This is a genomic window from Shewanella sp. GD04112 (assembly GCF_029835735.1).
GTDB lineage: Bacteria > Pseudomonadota > Gammaproteobacteria > Enterobacterales > Shewanellaceae > Shewanella.
Genome location: NZ_JAOEAL010000001.1, coordinates 925,994 through 941,489 on the forward strand (window position 1 = coordinate 925,994; position 15,496 = coordinate 941,489).

Below are 15,496 nucleotides of genomic sequence, written 5' to 3' on the forward strand. Positions count from 1 at the left end.
ATTATCTGGGCGATAGGATTACTTTTTCGGGGCATTAGCTGCGGAGTTTGTACTCTGTTGAACTCGTCCCTGTGGCTTGCCTTGGCGACGCAGCCCTTGGTTTGTCTTTTCGCTAGACCCTTCGTGATGGCGAGCCTCTTGACTGCGTTGCTGCGAGCCTGAATGAGACTGGCCTTTGGCTTTATGCTCACGATTGGCCTTATGTTCGCTATTACTTGAGTTAGCAGGGCCTTTACTACGTTGCGGATATTTATCCTGCGGTTTTGGCGAGCGGGCCTGTTCGGCTGTCGCAGGTGCATTCTTGTGCTCAGCGTTTTTTGCCGCTTGCGGACGCTTAGACTCGCCTTGGTGATTGCGTTGCTCTTGGTGCTGGTTGCGTTGACCTTGATGACTGCGCTGGCCTTGATTGTTACGCTGACTTGAGTTTGGCTGCGCGTTTTGGCCCTTTTGCTGTGCTAAGTCGCCATTGTCAGCTGTTTTAGGTGCCGGTGTTTTACGACCATCGCGGCCCGAACCGGCTCTTGGCGCGGGTTTACCTGCGCTGCGGTGCTTACGTTGACTCGCCACGGCTTTGATTTTGTTCTCTTTACCATGGGCATTTAGGGTCGATTCGGGAAGCGTATGGACAGGGCTGAAGCCTTCAACTTCCTGCCTTTCGAGCACGCGATTGATCAAACGCTCAATATCCCTGAGCAGCTTAGTTTCTTCGCTACTGACTAAGGATACGGCTTGGCCTAAGGCGCCAGCACGGCCGGTGCGGCCAATGCGGTGCACGTAATCTTCGGGCACATTGGGCAGATCGAAGTTCACCACTTGTGGTAATTGGTCGATATCGAGCCCGCGCGCCGCAATGTCGGTCGCCACGAGTACTCGTACTTCGCCACTCTTAAAGTCGGCTAAGGCTTTGGTGCGTGCGCCTTGGCTCTTGTTGCCGTGGATAGCGGCGGCGCTGATCTCGGCTTGAATAAGACTCTTAGCCAGTCTGTTGGCACCGTGCTTAGTGCGTGAAAACACTAGTACCTGCTGCCAGTCTTCCTGCTTGATGAGCTGAATAAGCAGCGCCGATTTTTGATTCTTATCGACGGGGCAAATCCATTGCTTGACCGTGTTTGCCGCGGCGTTGCGTGGCGTAACTGAAATTTCTACTGGTTGATTCACTAGGCCTTTGGCGAGCTCGCGGATTTCATCGGAGAAGGTCGCCGAAAACATCAGGTTTTGTCGTTTAGCGGGCAACATGGCGAGGATCTTTTTGATATCGCGAATAAAACCCATGTCGAGCATGCGATCCGCTTCATCCAGCACTAAAACTTCGAGTTGATTAAACTTCACCGCCTTTTGCTGCTCTAGATCTAATAATCGGCCTGGCGTTGCGACCAGTACATCTACCCCATGGCGTAGCTTTTGAATTTGGGGATTAATCGGCACGCCACCAAAGACAACCGCTGAGCGTAATGGCAGATATTTACCATAGGTTTCAACACTTTCGCTTACTTGAGCCGCTAACTCGCGCGTGGGGGTGAGCACTAGGGCGCGGATTTGTCCCGCCTTTGCCTTATTACCTTTAGAGAGTAATTCGAGCAGCGGCAGGGTAAAGCCTGCGGTTTTTCCTGTCCCCGTTTGGGCCGCAGCCATCACGTCTTTACCCGTCAGTACGGCGGGAATCGCCTGTGCTTGAATGGGCGAGGGTGTGTCATAACCTTGTTCAGTCACGGCTTTTTGGATCGGTGCAGATAAACCTAGGGAGGAAAAACTCATTAATGGGTCTCTTGTGGCAGCAAAGTGTCGCAGCAGTAGTATGGCCGAATTGGCGGGCGTGCAGCTTACATGAAGAGGCGCTAGATCGCCATGTTTGAAAGCGGTTTGTTGTCTATCAGGTGCAAAAGCCGATTCAGGAGTGGCTAATTTATCGACCTATCAGTATCTTGTTCAGTATTTAGGGAAAGATCACGCTTGTGTTAATTTCATTGCTTCTAAGTAATCTAACTTGGGGTAAAATTAACAAACATCCTCAATAGGTTGCAAAGACGTTAGTCATCAATCGGATTAGTAAAGATAACCGGGAAATTTTCCCTTTGTAGCTTGAATTCAGCAGCATTGAATTCTTAGGATGAGTCCTCTTAGGCATATTGACGCTCCATGGCAGGTGGATTATGACAGCAATACAGCATATTGAACGCCTCGCACGTGGTCGAAGTGAACAGGCCGTGGCGGTTATTCGAAACGTGCAGCAGATGTCCAACATTCCCATGCAGGAGATGCAAGCGGCGCTGAAGCAATTGTTACACTGTGGCCGAGTCGCACTGCATTTTCATCCCGACAGAATCGATAGCCGCGGCATCACAGTGGCCGAAGGATTATTGCGTGATGGTCAATACCGCAGCCAATTCGAAACCCATATCTCCAACGGACAGTTATCCCCCGAATTAGGTGGGCCAAGGGATCATTGGGAAAATCAACTCTTTGGCGATGCTTACAAGGGGACTAAGTCTCGGCCTAAGTATGGCGCCTTGGATTTAGGTATGTGGCAGGATGGCCCTGCCCCGCGTTTTGGCAGTTGTTATCTGCTTACCCATTCGCAGTTGCTTACGCGCTCGACGTTCACTTATTTAGATTCCTACCGTAATCCAAAGGAAAAGGGCACTCTATCCTGCTTTGATGATGTATTAGCGGCACTGCTCACCGAGAGTTTTGAGCGCCACTATGCCTTGGGGAAAGTAGATTTTAAACCGCTCAATGTGATCCAATATTTGGCGCATCAACTGAACTCCTCCTTGCTGTCGCGCTTTGAACGGCCGATGTCGAACAATCTCGACCATTATATTGAAGCGCAGATCCACGGTGATGTGTCCCTCGATGAAGACATTGCCATGCTGGTGGCAGATCCTAGTTTTAAAGGGACTGAAATCGGTGCCACCTTGAGCAAGGTCTGTGATCGCTATGATATCGAGCTGCAATATCATAATGGTTTTAGTCTGCACACGGCGCAGATCCCCAGTGATTTTCGTGGGCCGACAATGCCATCTTTGGCAAGTCGTATTGCAATTGATGAACGTGTTGACGCCTATGCGATTGGCGTGGCGGCGCGGGATTTATACCATTCGCCCCAACATTGGCGTGATCGGGGGAACCGCGCTCAGGTGGCGCACGAACTCAAGCTACTCTGGCATGTGTTAGTTAAATATGGTGGTACTCAGCCTTAGCGCTGAAATAGGGTCACTCAATATGGCAACTTGCGCATTGTTGACGTTTTGATAGCGCCCAAAACGTCAACACGTCTGTATGATTAGCAACCTGTGTCAACCTTCGTATAAGTTGGAACACCAGTTGTCTCCCATTTATAGTCTATATAACAATTAGTTGCTGATACCTCCGCTTGAGTCGGGGTCGCCAGATTTAACTTTTGCTTTGGGGTTGCTATAACTTGATAGGTGCCGTTGGATGTATAAATGCGGTAGGACCAATCATTAACGTTTAAGCCTGCTGCATTAAAAATTTCAGGTGGTGTTGTGTAGCCCGCACTCGGTGCTGTGCCACTGCTACTTGCGGCCCAAGGTTGGTAATTCTCACCCCGAATGCCATCAAAAACCACACGATTAGTGGTACCTGTGTTGGCGATTTCTGATTTTGCCTTGAATAAGGTGACGGCAGACTTCATTGATGCCAATGCACCAGACAACTGACTTTTGTACGCATCAGACTGTAAATTCACAAATTTGGGGACGACCACTACGGCTAAAATGCCCAAAATAATAATCACAACAACAAGTTCTATTAACGTGAAACCGGAATGTTTGTTTGTCATTGCTATCTAACTCCTTGAAAAATATTCCTATCTTAGCTAACAATTTCGCTAATGACCAGTTAGCTAAGATTTTAGTCTTTATCCTTGCTAAATAGGGTTATCCGCAATCAACAAAGATTGTTAAGTTTGATGAAATGTGAGAGTGCGAATACGTGTTTATAGGCGTGCAGTGTTTATCTGTGTGAGCTAAATCTGAATTTATTGATCGTTATCGCATTTTTATGAATCTTTTGGCAAAAGGTACGTCCAAGGTTTCATCTGTTGGGGATGCCTGCGATACTGCGTCCCTATCGAACCTTTTCGCTTATTGCAAGTTCTTGGCATGGATTGGTAAGCGTTAGATCGATTTCTACAATTTACTGCAGTGTTGGTTTTGTTGGAGCACCATGGATAAGTCGTTAGAAAAGTCCCTTCTCGTTTGGCTCAAGTCTCAAAAAAAAGCCTGTGGCTGGTTTGTTAAGCTCTCCGTATGGTGTGGAATGTTAAGTGCTATTGCATTGATAGCGCAGGCTTATCTGATAGCCACACTTCTCGATGGGGTTATTGTTGGTAATGCCTTGCAGGCTTTGACTGAGGGAGCGAATAGCACTCAAGCACAATCTACAGTTGGGGCTAGCGATTATCTGCCACATTTTATGGCCCTGATTGGCTTAATGTTGCTGCGAGCCTTACTCGCCTATGGCCGCGAGCGCGCCAGTTTTGAAGCGGGTAAGCGCTTACGCCAACAGATCCGCGGTGCGGTAATGGATAAGTTAACTCGGCTCGGGCCTGCGTTTATTAAAGGTAAACCCGCAGGCAGTTGGGCGAGCATAGTTTTAGAGCAAGTGGAAGATTTACAAGATTTTTATGCCCGTTATTTACCGCAAATGACCCTTGCTGGCGTGATCCCCTTATTGATCCTCATCGCCGTGTTTCCTATCAACTGGGCGGCGGGGCTGATTTTGCTGTTAACCGCGCCACTTATCCCGCTGTTTATGATCCTTGTCGGTATGGGCGCGGCCGATGCCAACCGTAAAAACTTCAATGCTTTAGCCAGATTAAGCGGCCATTTTATGGATAGATTAAAAGGGCTTTCGACCTTAAAACTGTTCCATAGGGGGGATGCTGAACTTAAGGTTATCGAAAAAGCCTCGGAGGAGTTCCGTAGTCGTACTATGTCTGTGCTGCGCATGGCCTTTTTAAGTTCGGCGGTACTGGAGTTTTTTGCCGCGGTATCGATTGCCGTATTAGCGGTTTACTTTGGTTTCAGTTATTTAGGTCACCTCGATTTTGGCTACTATGGTGTGCACGCTCAACTTGGGCCTAATGCGAATGAAGGCTTACCTTTTAGCCTGTTTGTAGGCTTGTTTATCTTAATTTTGGCACCTGAGTTTTATCAGCCCCTTAGGGATATGGGCACTCACTACCATGCTAAAGCGCAGGCGATTGGCGCTGCCCAAGCATTGGTGACACTGCTGGAACACCCTGAGCCCGAGCCGGGTTCTGAGTCAGAGTCGGGTTCTGAGCTTGGCTCTTCGCAGAACAAGCTAGGGCAGCAAACGCGACTCGATAAGCTGACTCACCTTAGCGTAAAAGATCTGGAAGTCTTTAGTACCGATGGCAGTCGTTTGCTCGGCCCCATTAGTTTTGAGTTGAAGCAGGGCGAACACTTGGCTCTGGTTGGCCCAAGCGGCGCTGGTAAAACAAGTTTACTCAATGCCTTATTAGGATTTTTGCCCTATAAAGGCAAGCTGCTAATCGATGGCGTTGAGCTCGCAAACCTCGACCTTGCCCATTGGCGACAGCAGTTAGCATGGCTTGGGCAGGAGCCGCAGTTATTCCATGGCACAGTGCGGGAAAACGTCGCCTTAGCCAATCCCGAAATGTCGGATGAGCAGGTGTGGCAATTGCTGGAGCAGGCCAATATCCATGAGTTTGTCCACGCGCAACCCCTTGGTTTAGCCACGCCGATAGGCGAGCAGTCATCGACCTTATCGGTTGGGCAGGCGCAACGTATTGCGCTTGCGCGGGCATTGGGTCAGGCGGCGCAGGTCTTTATTCTCGATGAACCGACGGCGAGTTTAGACAGCGTCAGCGAACAACTCGTCAGCCGCACCTTAAAAACGGCTATGGCGGGTAAGATGGGCATTATGGTGACCCACAGGGTCGATCAACTGGATCATATGTCGTCCATCCTGGTGCTCGATAAAGGCAAGATAGTCCAGCGGGGGAATTTTGCGACGCTGTCTACTGAGGCGGGGTTATTCCAAACCATGTTGCATGAAAATACTGAGTCAGTAGCCGATATTGGGCTGGAATCGTCAATGCCTGATACCCATAGCGATATCGCGTTAGGGACAACCGAAGGAGCCGCACAATGAAAATTCTCCTTCCCTTTATTCGGTTGTTCTCCCACCAATGGTTGATGATGGCCGTTGGGCTTGTACTCACCCTAACCACACTCATGGCGGGGATTGGTTTATTGTCGCTGTCGGGCTGGTTTTTATCGGCGACGGCGGTGGCGGGATTAACGGTTATCGGCTCCCAATCCTTTAACTTTTTTACCCCCGCGGGTGGCGTGCGTTTCCTTTCTATCGCGCGAACGGCCAGCCGTTACGGTGAGCGCCTCGCGACCCATGAGGCGACCTTTAAGTTACTGACGGAACTCAGAGTTTGGGCGTGGCGAAAACTTTTCCCGCTCAGCGCTAAAAATCTGCAGGGGCTGCGCCGTGCGGATATGCTCAACCGCCTCGTGGCGGATATAGATACACTCGACCATCTGTATTTACGGTTGTTGACGCCGATGGCGGCTTCCTTGCTGATGACGGCGTTGTTGTATCTGTTCCTCGCATGGTTTGATGTCAAGCTGGCGTTAAGCTTATGCCTGTTTTTGATTGTGGTTTGGTTGCTGCTACCTCTGCTGTTTTATCGGCTTGGGCATCAACCAAGTCGCAATATGCTGGAGACCAAACGCCAATATCGGGTGCAGTTGCTTGAGATGCTGCAGGGACAAGCGGAGTTGAGTCTATTTGGTGCGAATGACAGATACAGACACAAGCTCGACGAGGCTGAACAGGCGTTATTTGCCAGCCAAGGGGCGATGGCAAATATCACCGCCTTGAGCCAAGCCATGCTGATCCTCGCGACGGGCTTGGCACTCATCATGATGCTATTTTTAGCCGCCAATGGCGTGGGCGATGCTGTGCCACCCGGCCCTATGTTCGCCTTGATGGTGTTTGCCACTATGGCCTGCGTCGAAATGATGATGCCAATCGCTGGCGCTTTCCAACATTTGTCAGGCTGCGTGCTGGCGGCGACACGAATCCACGAAATCACCGAGCAGGAAAGCGATATTCGTTTTAGCGAGGATTTAACGCTCAAGGCGACATCGGGCGGGCTGCAGATGACGGATATCCACTTTGGCTATCACGACAATCAGAGCGTACTGCAGGGCTTATCCTTAACGGTACAGCCTGGGCAAAAGGTGGCATTATTGGGCGCCACGGGCTGCGGCAAATCCAGTTTATTGTCCTTAATCACCCGTGAATGGCAGGCGCAGCGTGGCCAAATTTACCTCGATGGCCATCAACTGAGTGACTATAGCGAGGCCGCCTTAAGATCGGCGATGACGGTTGTTAGCCAGCGGATTTACCTGTACGCGGGCACGCTGCGGGAGAACCTTGCCATAGCCTTGCCTGTGCCAGAAGGGCAAAAACGTACCGTCAATGATGAGCGTTTTATCCAAGTCTTACAGCAGGTTGGTTTAGGCGAATTACTTAAAGGCGATAAGCCTCTAGATATGTGGATTGGCGAGGGCGGCCGACAGTTATCGGGTGGCGAGCAGCGCCGTATCGGCGTGGCGAGGGCACTGCTACGTGATGCGCCTTTGTTATTGTTAGATGAGCCAACCGAGGGCTTAGATAAGCGCACCGAGCGGGAAATCTTAAGTTTACTATTTGAATTTGCAAAGGATAAAACCTTGCTAATGATCAGCCACAGATTAACGGCGATGGCCAAGATGGACCAAATTCACCTCCTCGCCGAGGGGCAAATTGTGGCATCGGGCAACCATGAGCAGTTACTTCAAACTTGCCCCGCCTATCAGGCGCTCTATCGTCGCTTAGCTTGAGTCAGGATGTCGATTGGGTGAGAAATATGTGCAGCAGGAGTAAAGCCGTTAGATGAATAACCCTATGCAAGCAGATCCAGCACCAAAAGAATTAGCCCCGCAAATTAACGCCCATTTTAATGGCAAGTTTGAGGTTGAGCTTAAGTATCGACTCACAGACCGCGAGGCCTTTTGGGCGCGTTTAAGTGCCAAATCCCCCGAGGTGATGCTCGAGGATAATCTTGAGCATGACTGCTATTTTGATTCGCCCTCAGCGTCGTTAGCGGCGGAGCATAAAAGCCTGTGTATTCGCGAGATGCAGCCCTCCGGCATCATGCTGTGGATTGTGAAAGGGCCCGAGAAAGACCGCTGTGAGGCTAATGCCAGTCAGTTAAGAGCTGACTGGCATTTTCTTTTGACTGGGTATTTCCTTGGTTTCACTCTGACACACCGAGGGTAAGCTCTTGAATCCCCTCGTATTGGTAGCACATGCTGCTCGGTTTCTGCGAGTAAACTATCCATCCTTTTAGGGATGGTTCCGGCGGCTTCCAGCCAAAACCCATAAATCACATGGATTATCGCAACCGCGCATGTCGTAAAACTCAGTTGGTTAGCGTATAAACCCGGCTTGCTTTGCGCCATTTTCACCATCTGGTAGCGGATAATATTGTAGCTCAAGAGAATGCCCCATAGCTCTTGTTTTACCATCTCCGGTTTCTTGCTCCTCAACGTAAACTCGCTGTTGAGCAAACTCTGCTTCATCTCGCGATAGCCCAGCTCAATTTCCCAGCGATGACTGTATAAATCCACGATTTCTGCACCAGGGAAACGCAACGGGTCTGTCATTGAGGTGAGGATATTGACCTCTTTGCCTTTCACTGTTTTTGTCAGCAATCGGACGTCAATAAATTCAGGTAACTCATTAAATTGTTTACGAGATTGTGCTGTGGTCGTCAGCCGAATGAGTTTATCGTGTCGACCGAGTTTTGTGATGACTTCAAACTGTGTGCCTTTCTTCATCGGCATTAACCAATGTCTGGATTTGCCCGCTTGATGCCAACGGTTTAGCAGCCCCAGTGAGTAAAATCCTCGGTCAAATAGGGTGAGTGAGTTGTCGGGTGTGCTATCAATCAGTTGCTCTGCCAACTTCATTTCATTGATTTTGGCATCGTCAAATGCGCTGGCAACTAACATGTGGCTCGTCAATTCCATCTGGCAAACCATGCGTACTTGCGGATAGCCAACATCACCGTGCTGGTTTTTGCTGTAGGTAAAGGCTTGCTGGTTGTTGGGAGTATCGGGCGTTCGCCAAATGACGCCATCAACCCCAAGCAACGTTAAGCCACACCAGTCAGGATGCTGGGCATCTTGGTTCCAGACGCGCTGACTTTGCGAAAAAATTTCTTTAACGGCATCAACACCTAAACGTTGTCTGGCTTGAACAACGGCGCTAGGAGCCACAAGGGGCTTCTTACCAGGCAACATCAATTGTGCTTTGGCGACAATGCTCCAAACAGGCTCTTGGCGATACATTGCCATCGCAATGACAGCCCAAACAGCCTGCTCTAGAGGAAGTCGACGTTTGCGTATGGTTGCTACACCAGATGTTTCAAGGCATTGCGAGATGAAATCTGGACACAAGATATCACTTAGTTTGCCGAGTTGTTCAGTGTTGGGAGCGTAGCCATTAGCCAGTGCAAGCGCTGTAGTCAGTTGCATAAAAAAATCCGATGACGAGTGGTCATCGGATTTTGATCTTTTCAATGAGATCGTCAAGTGTTCTGGCTTAACTGATCGGCATTAGCTGTGAGGCGGTCAATATTACGGATGCAAACAAGGCCAAAAGTATGCTACGGACTTTAGGGTATCAATGTGTGCTTGAGATTAAAAAACGCCGCAGCGTATATTTTCTCGGGGAATTTCATTTAACGCTTGATTGGCTCGAAGGCTTAGGTGACTTTGCCGAGCTTGCAATCATGACTAATGATGAAGCTAAGCTGCCAATCTATGAGGCGCAGCTCCTCGCCTTAGCCGCTGAGCTTGGGCTAGAGGAATCACAACGGGAGTTGTTATCTTACAGACAGTTACAGATGGCTATACAAGGATAAGCGAGGCATCCCAAGTCCATTTGGGGATGGATCGATACAAGGCGCGGCGGCTTATCTTCCTAAGCGCTGCGAAAAGGCTAAGTAACGTTTGACCTCTTCTTCGGGGAATCGCAATTCTTCACCGTCTTTCACGCTGCTGAGCAGGTTTTCCCGCGCATAGCGTTTAATCGTTGCTGGACTCTTATCCAGCAACTTGCACACTTCATCCACAGTTAACAGATTATCACTCATGGCTCACTCCCACTTATTGATTGGTGATTAACTCAATGAGTATAGAACAAGAATCAGACTGCGCTTTGGCGGGCGCAGTCTGGGGTTGGCTGGCGACTACTTGGCTTGGCGCTGGGCTTCTCGCGCCTGATATTCGCTGCCCAAATGTGCCTTGGCGGCGGTAATGGCCATTACGGCGCGGGATTTAAATTCGCGGCGATAGAGGGTGACCACCACAAACAGGCTGGCCAAAATAAACAGTATCGGGTGCACAAACCAGCAGAGCACGGCCATCGAAAAGTAGTACGCCCGCAGGCCATAGTTATAGGAATGGGCGGCTTGGTCTTGCACCGTTGCCATTTGCCGCGCGTAGGCTTTGAGGTTGTCGTTTGCGCCTTCGCTATCCATTGGGCCTGCGCCTATCATCACGTTCACAAAGCCATATTGGCGCATCGACCAGGTAAATTGGAAAAATGCCATCACGAAGATTACTACTAATAGCGCCAGCTTAACTTGAACTAAGGAGTGGTTCGGCGGTGTGGCATAGGGAATAGTGGCGATCACGGCTTCGAGCCGTTCAACCTGTGCAAATAAGGTTAATACCCCCGCGAGTACGAACAGCGTAGTCGAGGCAAAAAAGGCAATATTACGCTCAAGGTTAGCTAATAACGCCGCATCACCGACGCGCACACCTCGAGTCATCAGCTCGAGCATCCAGTAAATTCGATGTTTATGCAGGCCACGGGCAATACAGTCGGTATCCTTCGCCTTACGTCGGGCAAAGGCGGTATAGCCAGCCCAAGAAACGATAAACCACGTCAATGCAGAAATATCTAGTAGCGAGAATGTCATAGTTGCCTTAGTTCGTTGTTGAACAAGTTAAATTACAGCCTGTTTAGGAACAGATTATAGATTATGCGTGGAGAGAAATACTGAAGGCAACTTAGAGATAAATTCTGAAGATATTTTTTAAAATAATGATTACCTGTTCACAATTATAGTTATGTGTGCGTGTTAGTCATCATCATGACCTTTAGCTCTAAAGAGCTTAACCTACGGCGTTACAAATCTCTCATTTGCAATTTTCTTACAACACGTTGTTCTCATTTGTGCAAACTTTAGGTTGACATTCAAATAGCAATTCCTTCTAATTTCTAGGTTAATTCTTACATATCAACTTAAATTTTATCTTTTAAAGAGTTAGGGATGACTATGACATCTAATTTCAAGCCTATCGCAGTTGCAGTCGCTTTTGCATTGTTACTTAGTAGTTGTGCTGTTACACAATCAGTCGAAAATAATAAAGAAACAGTCATTGGTTGTGCGATTGGTACTGGTTTAGGTGCATTAATTGGTAACTACTTAGGTGGTAAGAAGGGGATGGCTTATGGTGCAGCCGCAGGGGCTGCAATTGGGTGCACAGTTGGTTACGATTTTCAAAAGAAACGTGAAGCACTGGAAGCATTAGCTAAAACTGAAAATCTTGATATTCAATTTACTTCAATCAGCACATCAGTTAATGCTGATAATCAACAAAAAAATCTATTGATTAGTGCTAACAACACAACTATGTCTAAGGAGGAACAGGAAAAATATGCTGATTATCAAGTTGTGGGTATGGCTGCAACTATTTCTAGTACAGATGAAATGATGTTTAACTCTGGCTCTGCTGAGGCGACAACCAAAGCAAGGCAAAAATTGCAAAAACTGGCAGCAATTTATAAAGATTCTCAGCAGAATATCCTGATTACTGGTCACACTGATTCAAGTGGGAGTGAATCATTAAATCAGGCGCTAAGTGAGGCGAGGGCTCGTTATGTTGCTACCCTTTTTCATCAGGCGGGTATCCCAACAGAAAGATTATTTTTCCAAGGTGCGGGGGAATCGCAACCTGTCGCGGCCAATACATTAGAAGAGGGTAAGGCTAAAAATCGCCGAGTAGAAATTGTGGAGATTGATGGTAAGCCAGATCAGTTGTTGGCTTATTCTAATAAACAGAAAACCAACCTTAGTTATTTATCACGTCGTTCTCAGGATAAGGTTGCTACGGTTAAACCGAGTGAAACCTCTCCTAAATCTCCAGTAGTTGTAAGCGAAGACAACTCACAGATAATGATGACCCAATCTGAGATAGGGAAATTAGTTAAACCATCACATCAGCAAAAGGCTTTAGTTGATTTTGGTGGTGAGAAAATGACAGATCCTTCAACCAATTTTGTTCAATTGGTCGGGGTAAAAAAAGAGAGTGGTTTTGCATTATTTAGTAATGCATACGCATCAGAAATATCGAGTCTCAACTGTGCTGTTGAAGGACCAAGAGTGGATGGTGAAGTAAAGAGCTTAGCCACTGGAGAAAGGTATAATCGTCAAGATTACAATACTGCTGATTATCTACCAGGAATGAACGGCACTGTTTGGGTTAATAAAGTAAATGGTCATTATATTGGTTTAGCCCCTGTTGCTGTCATTAAAGATAGCGGCACGGCAGTTTCTGCTCCAACAGTAAATATTTGGAAAAACTATAAGGGAGCGAGCAAAGAATTACCTAGTTATCAGTTATCAAGCCATGTTGAGACTTACTATGGAGATAGAGGGTTGCTATACCGGATTTTTACTACAGATAAAGAGTCTCCTGTGCGTTGTATGGATGTGGTAATGCCGATTGACAGGTCTACTACAGCAATCACAGGTAAGTTATATTATGAAAAAAATAAGACCATATATGAAGCAGGTTTTGAACCTAAATTATTATAAAAAATACGCTTAGGAGTAGAAAATGGATTTTATATCAATGCTGTTGAACGAGTATCGTACACTTGTCGTGTTGCTACTTTCTATGATGGCGTTAATCGTGATTATTACGGTTTGGTGGGAGCAAGTAAGTTTTTGGTGGCTTAATACTTGGTATGCATTTCCGTTAATCGGTAAGGAAAGTCGCTTAGCTAAAGATTATGAAACTCAGGTTAAAAATCATGATAAAGAGTGGCTTAATAGTGAGGTCGCATTATGTGCCGATTTTGCTGCTCACTATGAAAAAGTCAATAAAGATGAAGAGCTTTTTAGTAAGAGTCAGGATTACTTAGGTAAAGTGACTGAAAATGGACGTAATAATCTCCATATATTGGGTTGGATACTGATTGCTGCTTTAGTCTTCGTTGAAGCAATGGGGTTTAGTTATGTTCTTTCTGGTTTTACTATTCCAGGGGCTTCTGAAAAGCTACAACAGCAAGGTGCTATTGGTATAGCTTTTATTATTTCAGTTTTACTTGTTGGTTTAACGCATTTTACTGGGCATGAATTACACGCTAATTCGTTAATAATAAAAGCTAAAGTATGGTGGAAAAATGCGAAAAATCGAGATAAAACTACATCTGAACTAGCTCCCAATACCCGAATTAATTTAGATAAAACCTTTGAAGATGATGATGAACCTCAGTACAAACAACTCATCAGTCGAATTTCAACTAATGCAGAAGTAAAACCACGCTATTTGATTACAACAATCACCGTGATTGCGATTATAGTGATAGCAGTATTAGCGACTTATGTACGTGGTCAAGTTTTAGAAAAAATGCATATAGATGAAGTGAATATCAAACAGTCTGGTGTAGTTTTTCAAGAGCAAGACCCTTATGCTGAAGCTCCTCCCGCTATATTGGTTCAAGAAGCAAAAAATGCAGTTGATAAAGCTGGTGATGATGTTTGGGAGCGTGAGCAAAAAGGAGGCTGGGGGACATTTATATTTTTAGCATTCTTATTTATTCTTCTGCAAATTTTTGGAATTTTAATTGGCTTTAAAACAGGTTTTGCAGGCAAGCATTCGAAAGATGCTCGTAAAGAAATTGGTAACTTTAAGAGTGAACGTGAGTTTAAAACTCATTATTCTCGTTTAAAGCAGCAGGTTGCACGTGTAGCGCAGAAACGCCTAACTAATTTGCAACAACGAATGAACCAAAAAGCCGAAGTAAATTGTCAAGATCCAAAGGTGTTAGAGATGCTTGAGGGGTGCGGACGTCGTTCATTTCTTAATTATATGGATGACTTAGGTAATGCTGAGAATAAATATACACAATCCGCACGTTTACGTGAACATCAAGGAATCCATAACCCGCAAGAAACAATTCGTCCAACAGTTGTTACAGCTAACAAAGTGGCTAATCTAGAAACACCAGAGTCAATGGAGGCAAGATTACAAGCCGAAATTCTTGCAGAGATTAATGCTAAAAAAGCCGCGAAAATAGAGACTCCTGAGCAGGTAGAACAACGTATTCGACAGGAGTTACTGGCTGAAATCGCTCAGCAAAAAAAGGTGGCTGAAACTGAAGAACAAATGCGAGAGCGCTTACGAAAAGAACTGCTTGGAGAATTAAGCTGATGCCTCGAATAACAAAACTCTCTAAGTATGTACTTCGTGGCTTGTTTGGTACGATTGCCATAGTATCAGGGTGCTTGCCTGTTATTGCGGGTGAAAGAAATGATATTATAAGTTGTTACGATTTTGCGAAAATCGAGCCATCAACAGCTAAGGTTGTTTCTGGTCGACATTTATTTGTTGCTATTGATGGTACGTTTTCACCAGATATAAATATTAAAAAGTTGGTGCATGAAAAAGTGCATCGCTTTTTGCAGCCTGGTGATAAAATCACCATCATTAGCTTCAGTGCCTATGTAAAAGATTTTTATACTGATGTTTTATTTAGTGGAAGATTAGACACTGATATAGAACAAAGGGATGATGTTTCTAAAAAGAGCTTGATGACCTTTGATAGTTGTATGGTTAAACAGGCTCAGTTTGTTAGGGCTAAAGTAGATGCTCATATAAAGCATGCTTTTAAACCCAATGATTCTGATGTACCTAAAACAGAAATACTCACCAATTTATCCCAAGTTATTGCACCGCAAATAGCAGCAAACCAAGGCGAGCGGCGGGTACTTCTGTTGGTTTCTGATATGGTTGAAAATTCAGATATCACGAGTTTTTACAGTAAGAGTGCAGTGAAAGTCATAATACCAGAACAAGAAATGCAGAGAGTCCAAAAAACGGAAACGTTAAGCGATTTTAAGCAAGCTGATGTTTACGTATTAGGGGCTGGTTGGGTTCCTGCTACGTCAAAAGGATTTAGAGGTAGTCAGGTCATGATCCCGCTGAAACAGTTTTGGCAACAATACTTCGAGGCATCTAATGCTCATTTAAAGGAGTTTGGCCAACCTGTTTTAGTCAGTGATATGTAATAAGCAATAAAAAAGCCAGACTGAGTCTGGCTTTCGTTTATCAATAAGTCGTTAGGA

At 46.4% G+C, this 15,496-nt stretch carries 11 protein-coding genes and 2 pseudogenes; 8 read left to right on the forward strand and 5 right to left on the reverse strand.

Going from position 1 to position 15,496, the window contains the following annotated elements:
• Positions 1 to 18: 18 nt before the first annotated feature.
• Positions 19 to 1,755, reverse strand: coding sequence for a DEAD/DEAH box helicase (locus N7386_RS04130; protein ID WP_011715959.1), 1,737 nt, complete (start codon positions 1,753 to 1,755; stop codon positions 19 to 21).
• Positions 1,756 to 2,150: 395 nt separating this feature from the next.
• On the opposite strand from N7386_RS04130, the gene N7386_RS04135 reads away from it, so the two are divergent.
• Complete coding sequence (locus N7386_RS04135; protein ID WP_279767138.1) at positions 2,151 to 3,200, forward strand: DUF3626 domain-containing protein; 1,050 nt, start codon at positions 2,151 to 2,153, stop codon at positions 3,198 to 3,200.
• An 83-nt stretch (positions 3,201 to 3,283) separates the two neighbouring features.
• Here the strand turns inward: N7386_RS04135 and N7386_RS04140 are convergent, their stop codons facing one another.
• Positions 3,284 to 3,802, reverse strand: coding sequence for a prepilin-type N-terminal cleavage/methylation domain-containing protein (locus N7386_RS04140; RefSeq protein WP_279767139.1), 519 nt, complete (start codon positions 3,800 to 3,802; stop codon positions 3,284 to 3,286).
• A 386-nt stretch (positions 3,803 to 4,188) separates the two neighbouring features.
• On the opposite strand from N7386_RS04140, the gene cydD reads away from it, so the two are divergent.
• The 3 genes and pseudogenes from cydD to N7386_RS04155 form a co-directional block, all read left to right on the forward strand.
• Positions 4,189 to 6,162, forward strand: coding sequence for a cysteine/glutathione ABC transporter permease/ATP-binding protein CydD (cydD, locus tag N7386_RS04145; RefSeq protein WP_279767140.1), 1,974 nt, complete (start codon positions 4,189 to 4,191; stop codon positions 6,160 to 6,162).
• The gene (cydC, locus tag N7386_RS04150; RefSeq protein WP_279767142.1) at positions 6,159 to 7,910 is read left to right on the forward strand and encodes a cysteine/glutathione ABC transporter ATP-binding protein/permease CydC; all 1,752 of its coding nucleotides are present in this window, start codon (positions 6,159 to 6,161) and stop codon (positions 7,908 to 7,910) included. The genes cydD and cydC overlap by 4 nt, the downstream gene beginning before the upstream one ends.
• 52 nt (positions 7,911 to 7,962) lie before the next feature.
• A pseudogene (locus tag N7386_RS04155) lies at positions 7,963 to 8,268 on the forward strand (class IV adenylate cyclase); the annotation flags it as partial.
• 8 nt (positions 8,269 to 8,276) lie between these two features.
• Here N7386_RS04155 and N7386_RS04160 read toward each other — a convergent pair.
• Complete coding sequence (locus N7386_RS04160) at positions 8,277 to 9,608, reverse strand: IS4 family transposase (RefSeq protein ID WP_218211666.1); 1,332 nt, start codon at positions 9,606 to 9,608, stop codon at positions 8,277 to 8,279.
• Between the two features lie 86 nt (positions 9,609 to 9,694).
• On the opposite strand from N7386_RS04160, the pseudogene N7386_RS04165 reads away from it, so the two are divergent.
• Positions 9,695 to 9,997, forward strand: a pseudogene (locus N7386_RS04165) (class IV adenylate cyclase); the annotation flags it as partial.
• Between the two features lie 51 nt (positions 9,998 to 10,048).
• On the opposite strand, the gene N7386_RS04170 reads toward N7386_RS04165, so the two are convergent.
• Complete coding sequence (locus N7386_RS04170; protein ID WP_011623867.1) at positions 10,049 to 10,228, reverse strand: helix-turn-helix domain-containing protein; 180 nt, start codon at positions 10,226 to 10,228, stop codon at positions 10,049 to 10,051.
• Positions 10,229 to 10,324: 96 nt separating this feature from the next.
• Positions 10,325 to 11,059, reverse strand: a complete 735-nt coding sequence (locus N7386_RS04175; RefSeq protein ID WP_011715964.1) for a DUF599 domain-containing protein — start codon at positions 11,057 to 11,059, stop codon at positions 10,325 to 10,327.
• A gap of 354 nt (positions 11,060 to 11,413) precedes the next feature.
• On the opposite strand from N7386_RS04175, the gene N7386_RS04180 reads away from it, so the two are divergent.
• Genes N7386_RS04180 through N7386_RS04190 form a run of 3 tightly spaced genes read left to right on the forward strand, consistent with a single transcriptional unit; the run spans position 11,414 to position 15,439 of the window.
• A complete protein-coding gene (locus N7386_RS04180) occupies positions 11,414 to 12,961 on the forward strand; it encodes an OmpA family protein (protein WP_279767143.1) in 1,548 nt (515 codons plus the stop codon).
• A gap of 22 nt (positions 12,962 to 12,983) precedes the next feature.
• Positions 12,984 to 14,582, forward strand: a complete 1,599-nt coding sequence (locus tag N7386_RS04185) for a hypothetical protein (RefSeq protein WP_279767144.1) — start codon at positions 12,984 to 12,986, stop codon at positions 14,580 to 14,582.
• Positions 14,582 to 15,439: a hypothetical protein gene (locus N7386_RS04190; protein WP_249554018.1), complete on the forward strand. Its 858-nt coding sequence runs from the start codon at positions 14,582 to 14,584 to the stop codon at positions 15,437 to 15,439. The genes N7386_RS04185 and N7386_RS04190 overlap by 1 nt, the downstream gene beginning before the upstream one ends.
• Positions 15,440 to 15,496: the final 57 nt, after the last annotated feature.

Bases quoted from the DNA above. Each gene is read 5' to 3' on its own strand.
- cydD (WP_279767140.1), top strand. From the start codon at position 4,189: ATGGATAAGTCGTTAGAAAAGTCCCTTCTCGTTTGGCTCAAGTCTCAA.
- N7386_RS04170 (WP_011623867.1), bottom strand. From the start codon at position 10,228: ATGAGTGATAATCTGTTAACTGTGGATGAAGTGTGCAAGTTGCTGGAT.
- N7386_RS04185 (WP_279767144.1), top strand. From the start codon at position 12,984: ATGGATTTTATATCAATGCTGTTGAACGAGTATCGTACACTTGTCGTG.
- N7386_RS04190 (WP_249554018.1), top strand. From the start codon at position 14,582: ATGCCTCGAATAACAAAACTCTCTAAGTATGTACTTCGTGGCTTGTTT.
- N7386_RS04180 (WP_279767143.1), top strand. From the start codon at position 11,414: ATGACTATGACATCTAATTTCAAGCCTATCGCAGTTGCAGTCGCTTTT.
- N7386_RS04160 (WP_218211666.1), bottom strand. From the start codon at position 9,608: ATGCAACTGACTACAGCGCTTGCACTGGCTAATGGCTACGCTCCCAAC.
- N7386_RS04175 (WP_011715964.1), bottom strand. From the start codon at position 11,059: ATGACATTCTCGCTACTAGATATTTCTGCATTGACGTGGTTTATCGTT.
- N7386_RS04130 (WP_011715959.1), bottom strand. From the start codon at position 1,755: ATGAGTTTTTCCTCCCTAGGTTTATCTGCACCGATCCAAAAAGCCGTG.
- cydC (WP_279767142.1), top strand. From the start codon at position 6,159: ATGAAAATTCTCCTTCCCTTTATTCGGTTGTTCTCCCACCAATGGTTG.
- N7386_RS04140 (WP_279767139.1), bottom strand. From the start codon at position 3,802: ATGACAAACAAACATTCCGGTTTCACGTTAATAGAACTTGTTGTTGTG.
- N7386_RS04135 (WP_279767138.1), top strand. From the start codon at position 2,151: ATGACAGCAATACAGCATATTGAACGCCTCGCACGTGGTCGAAGTGAA.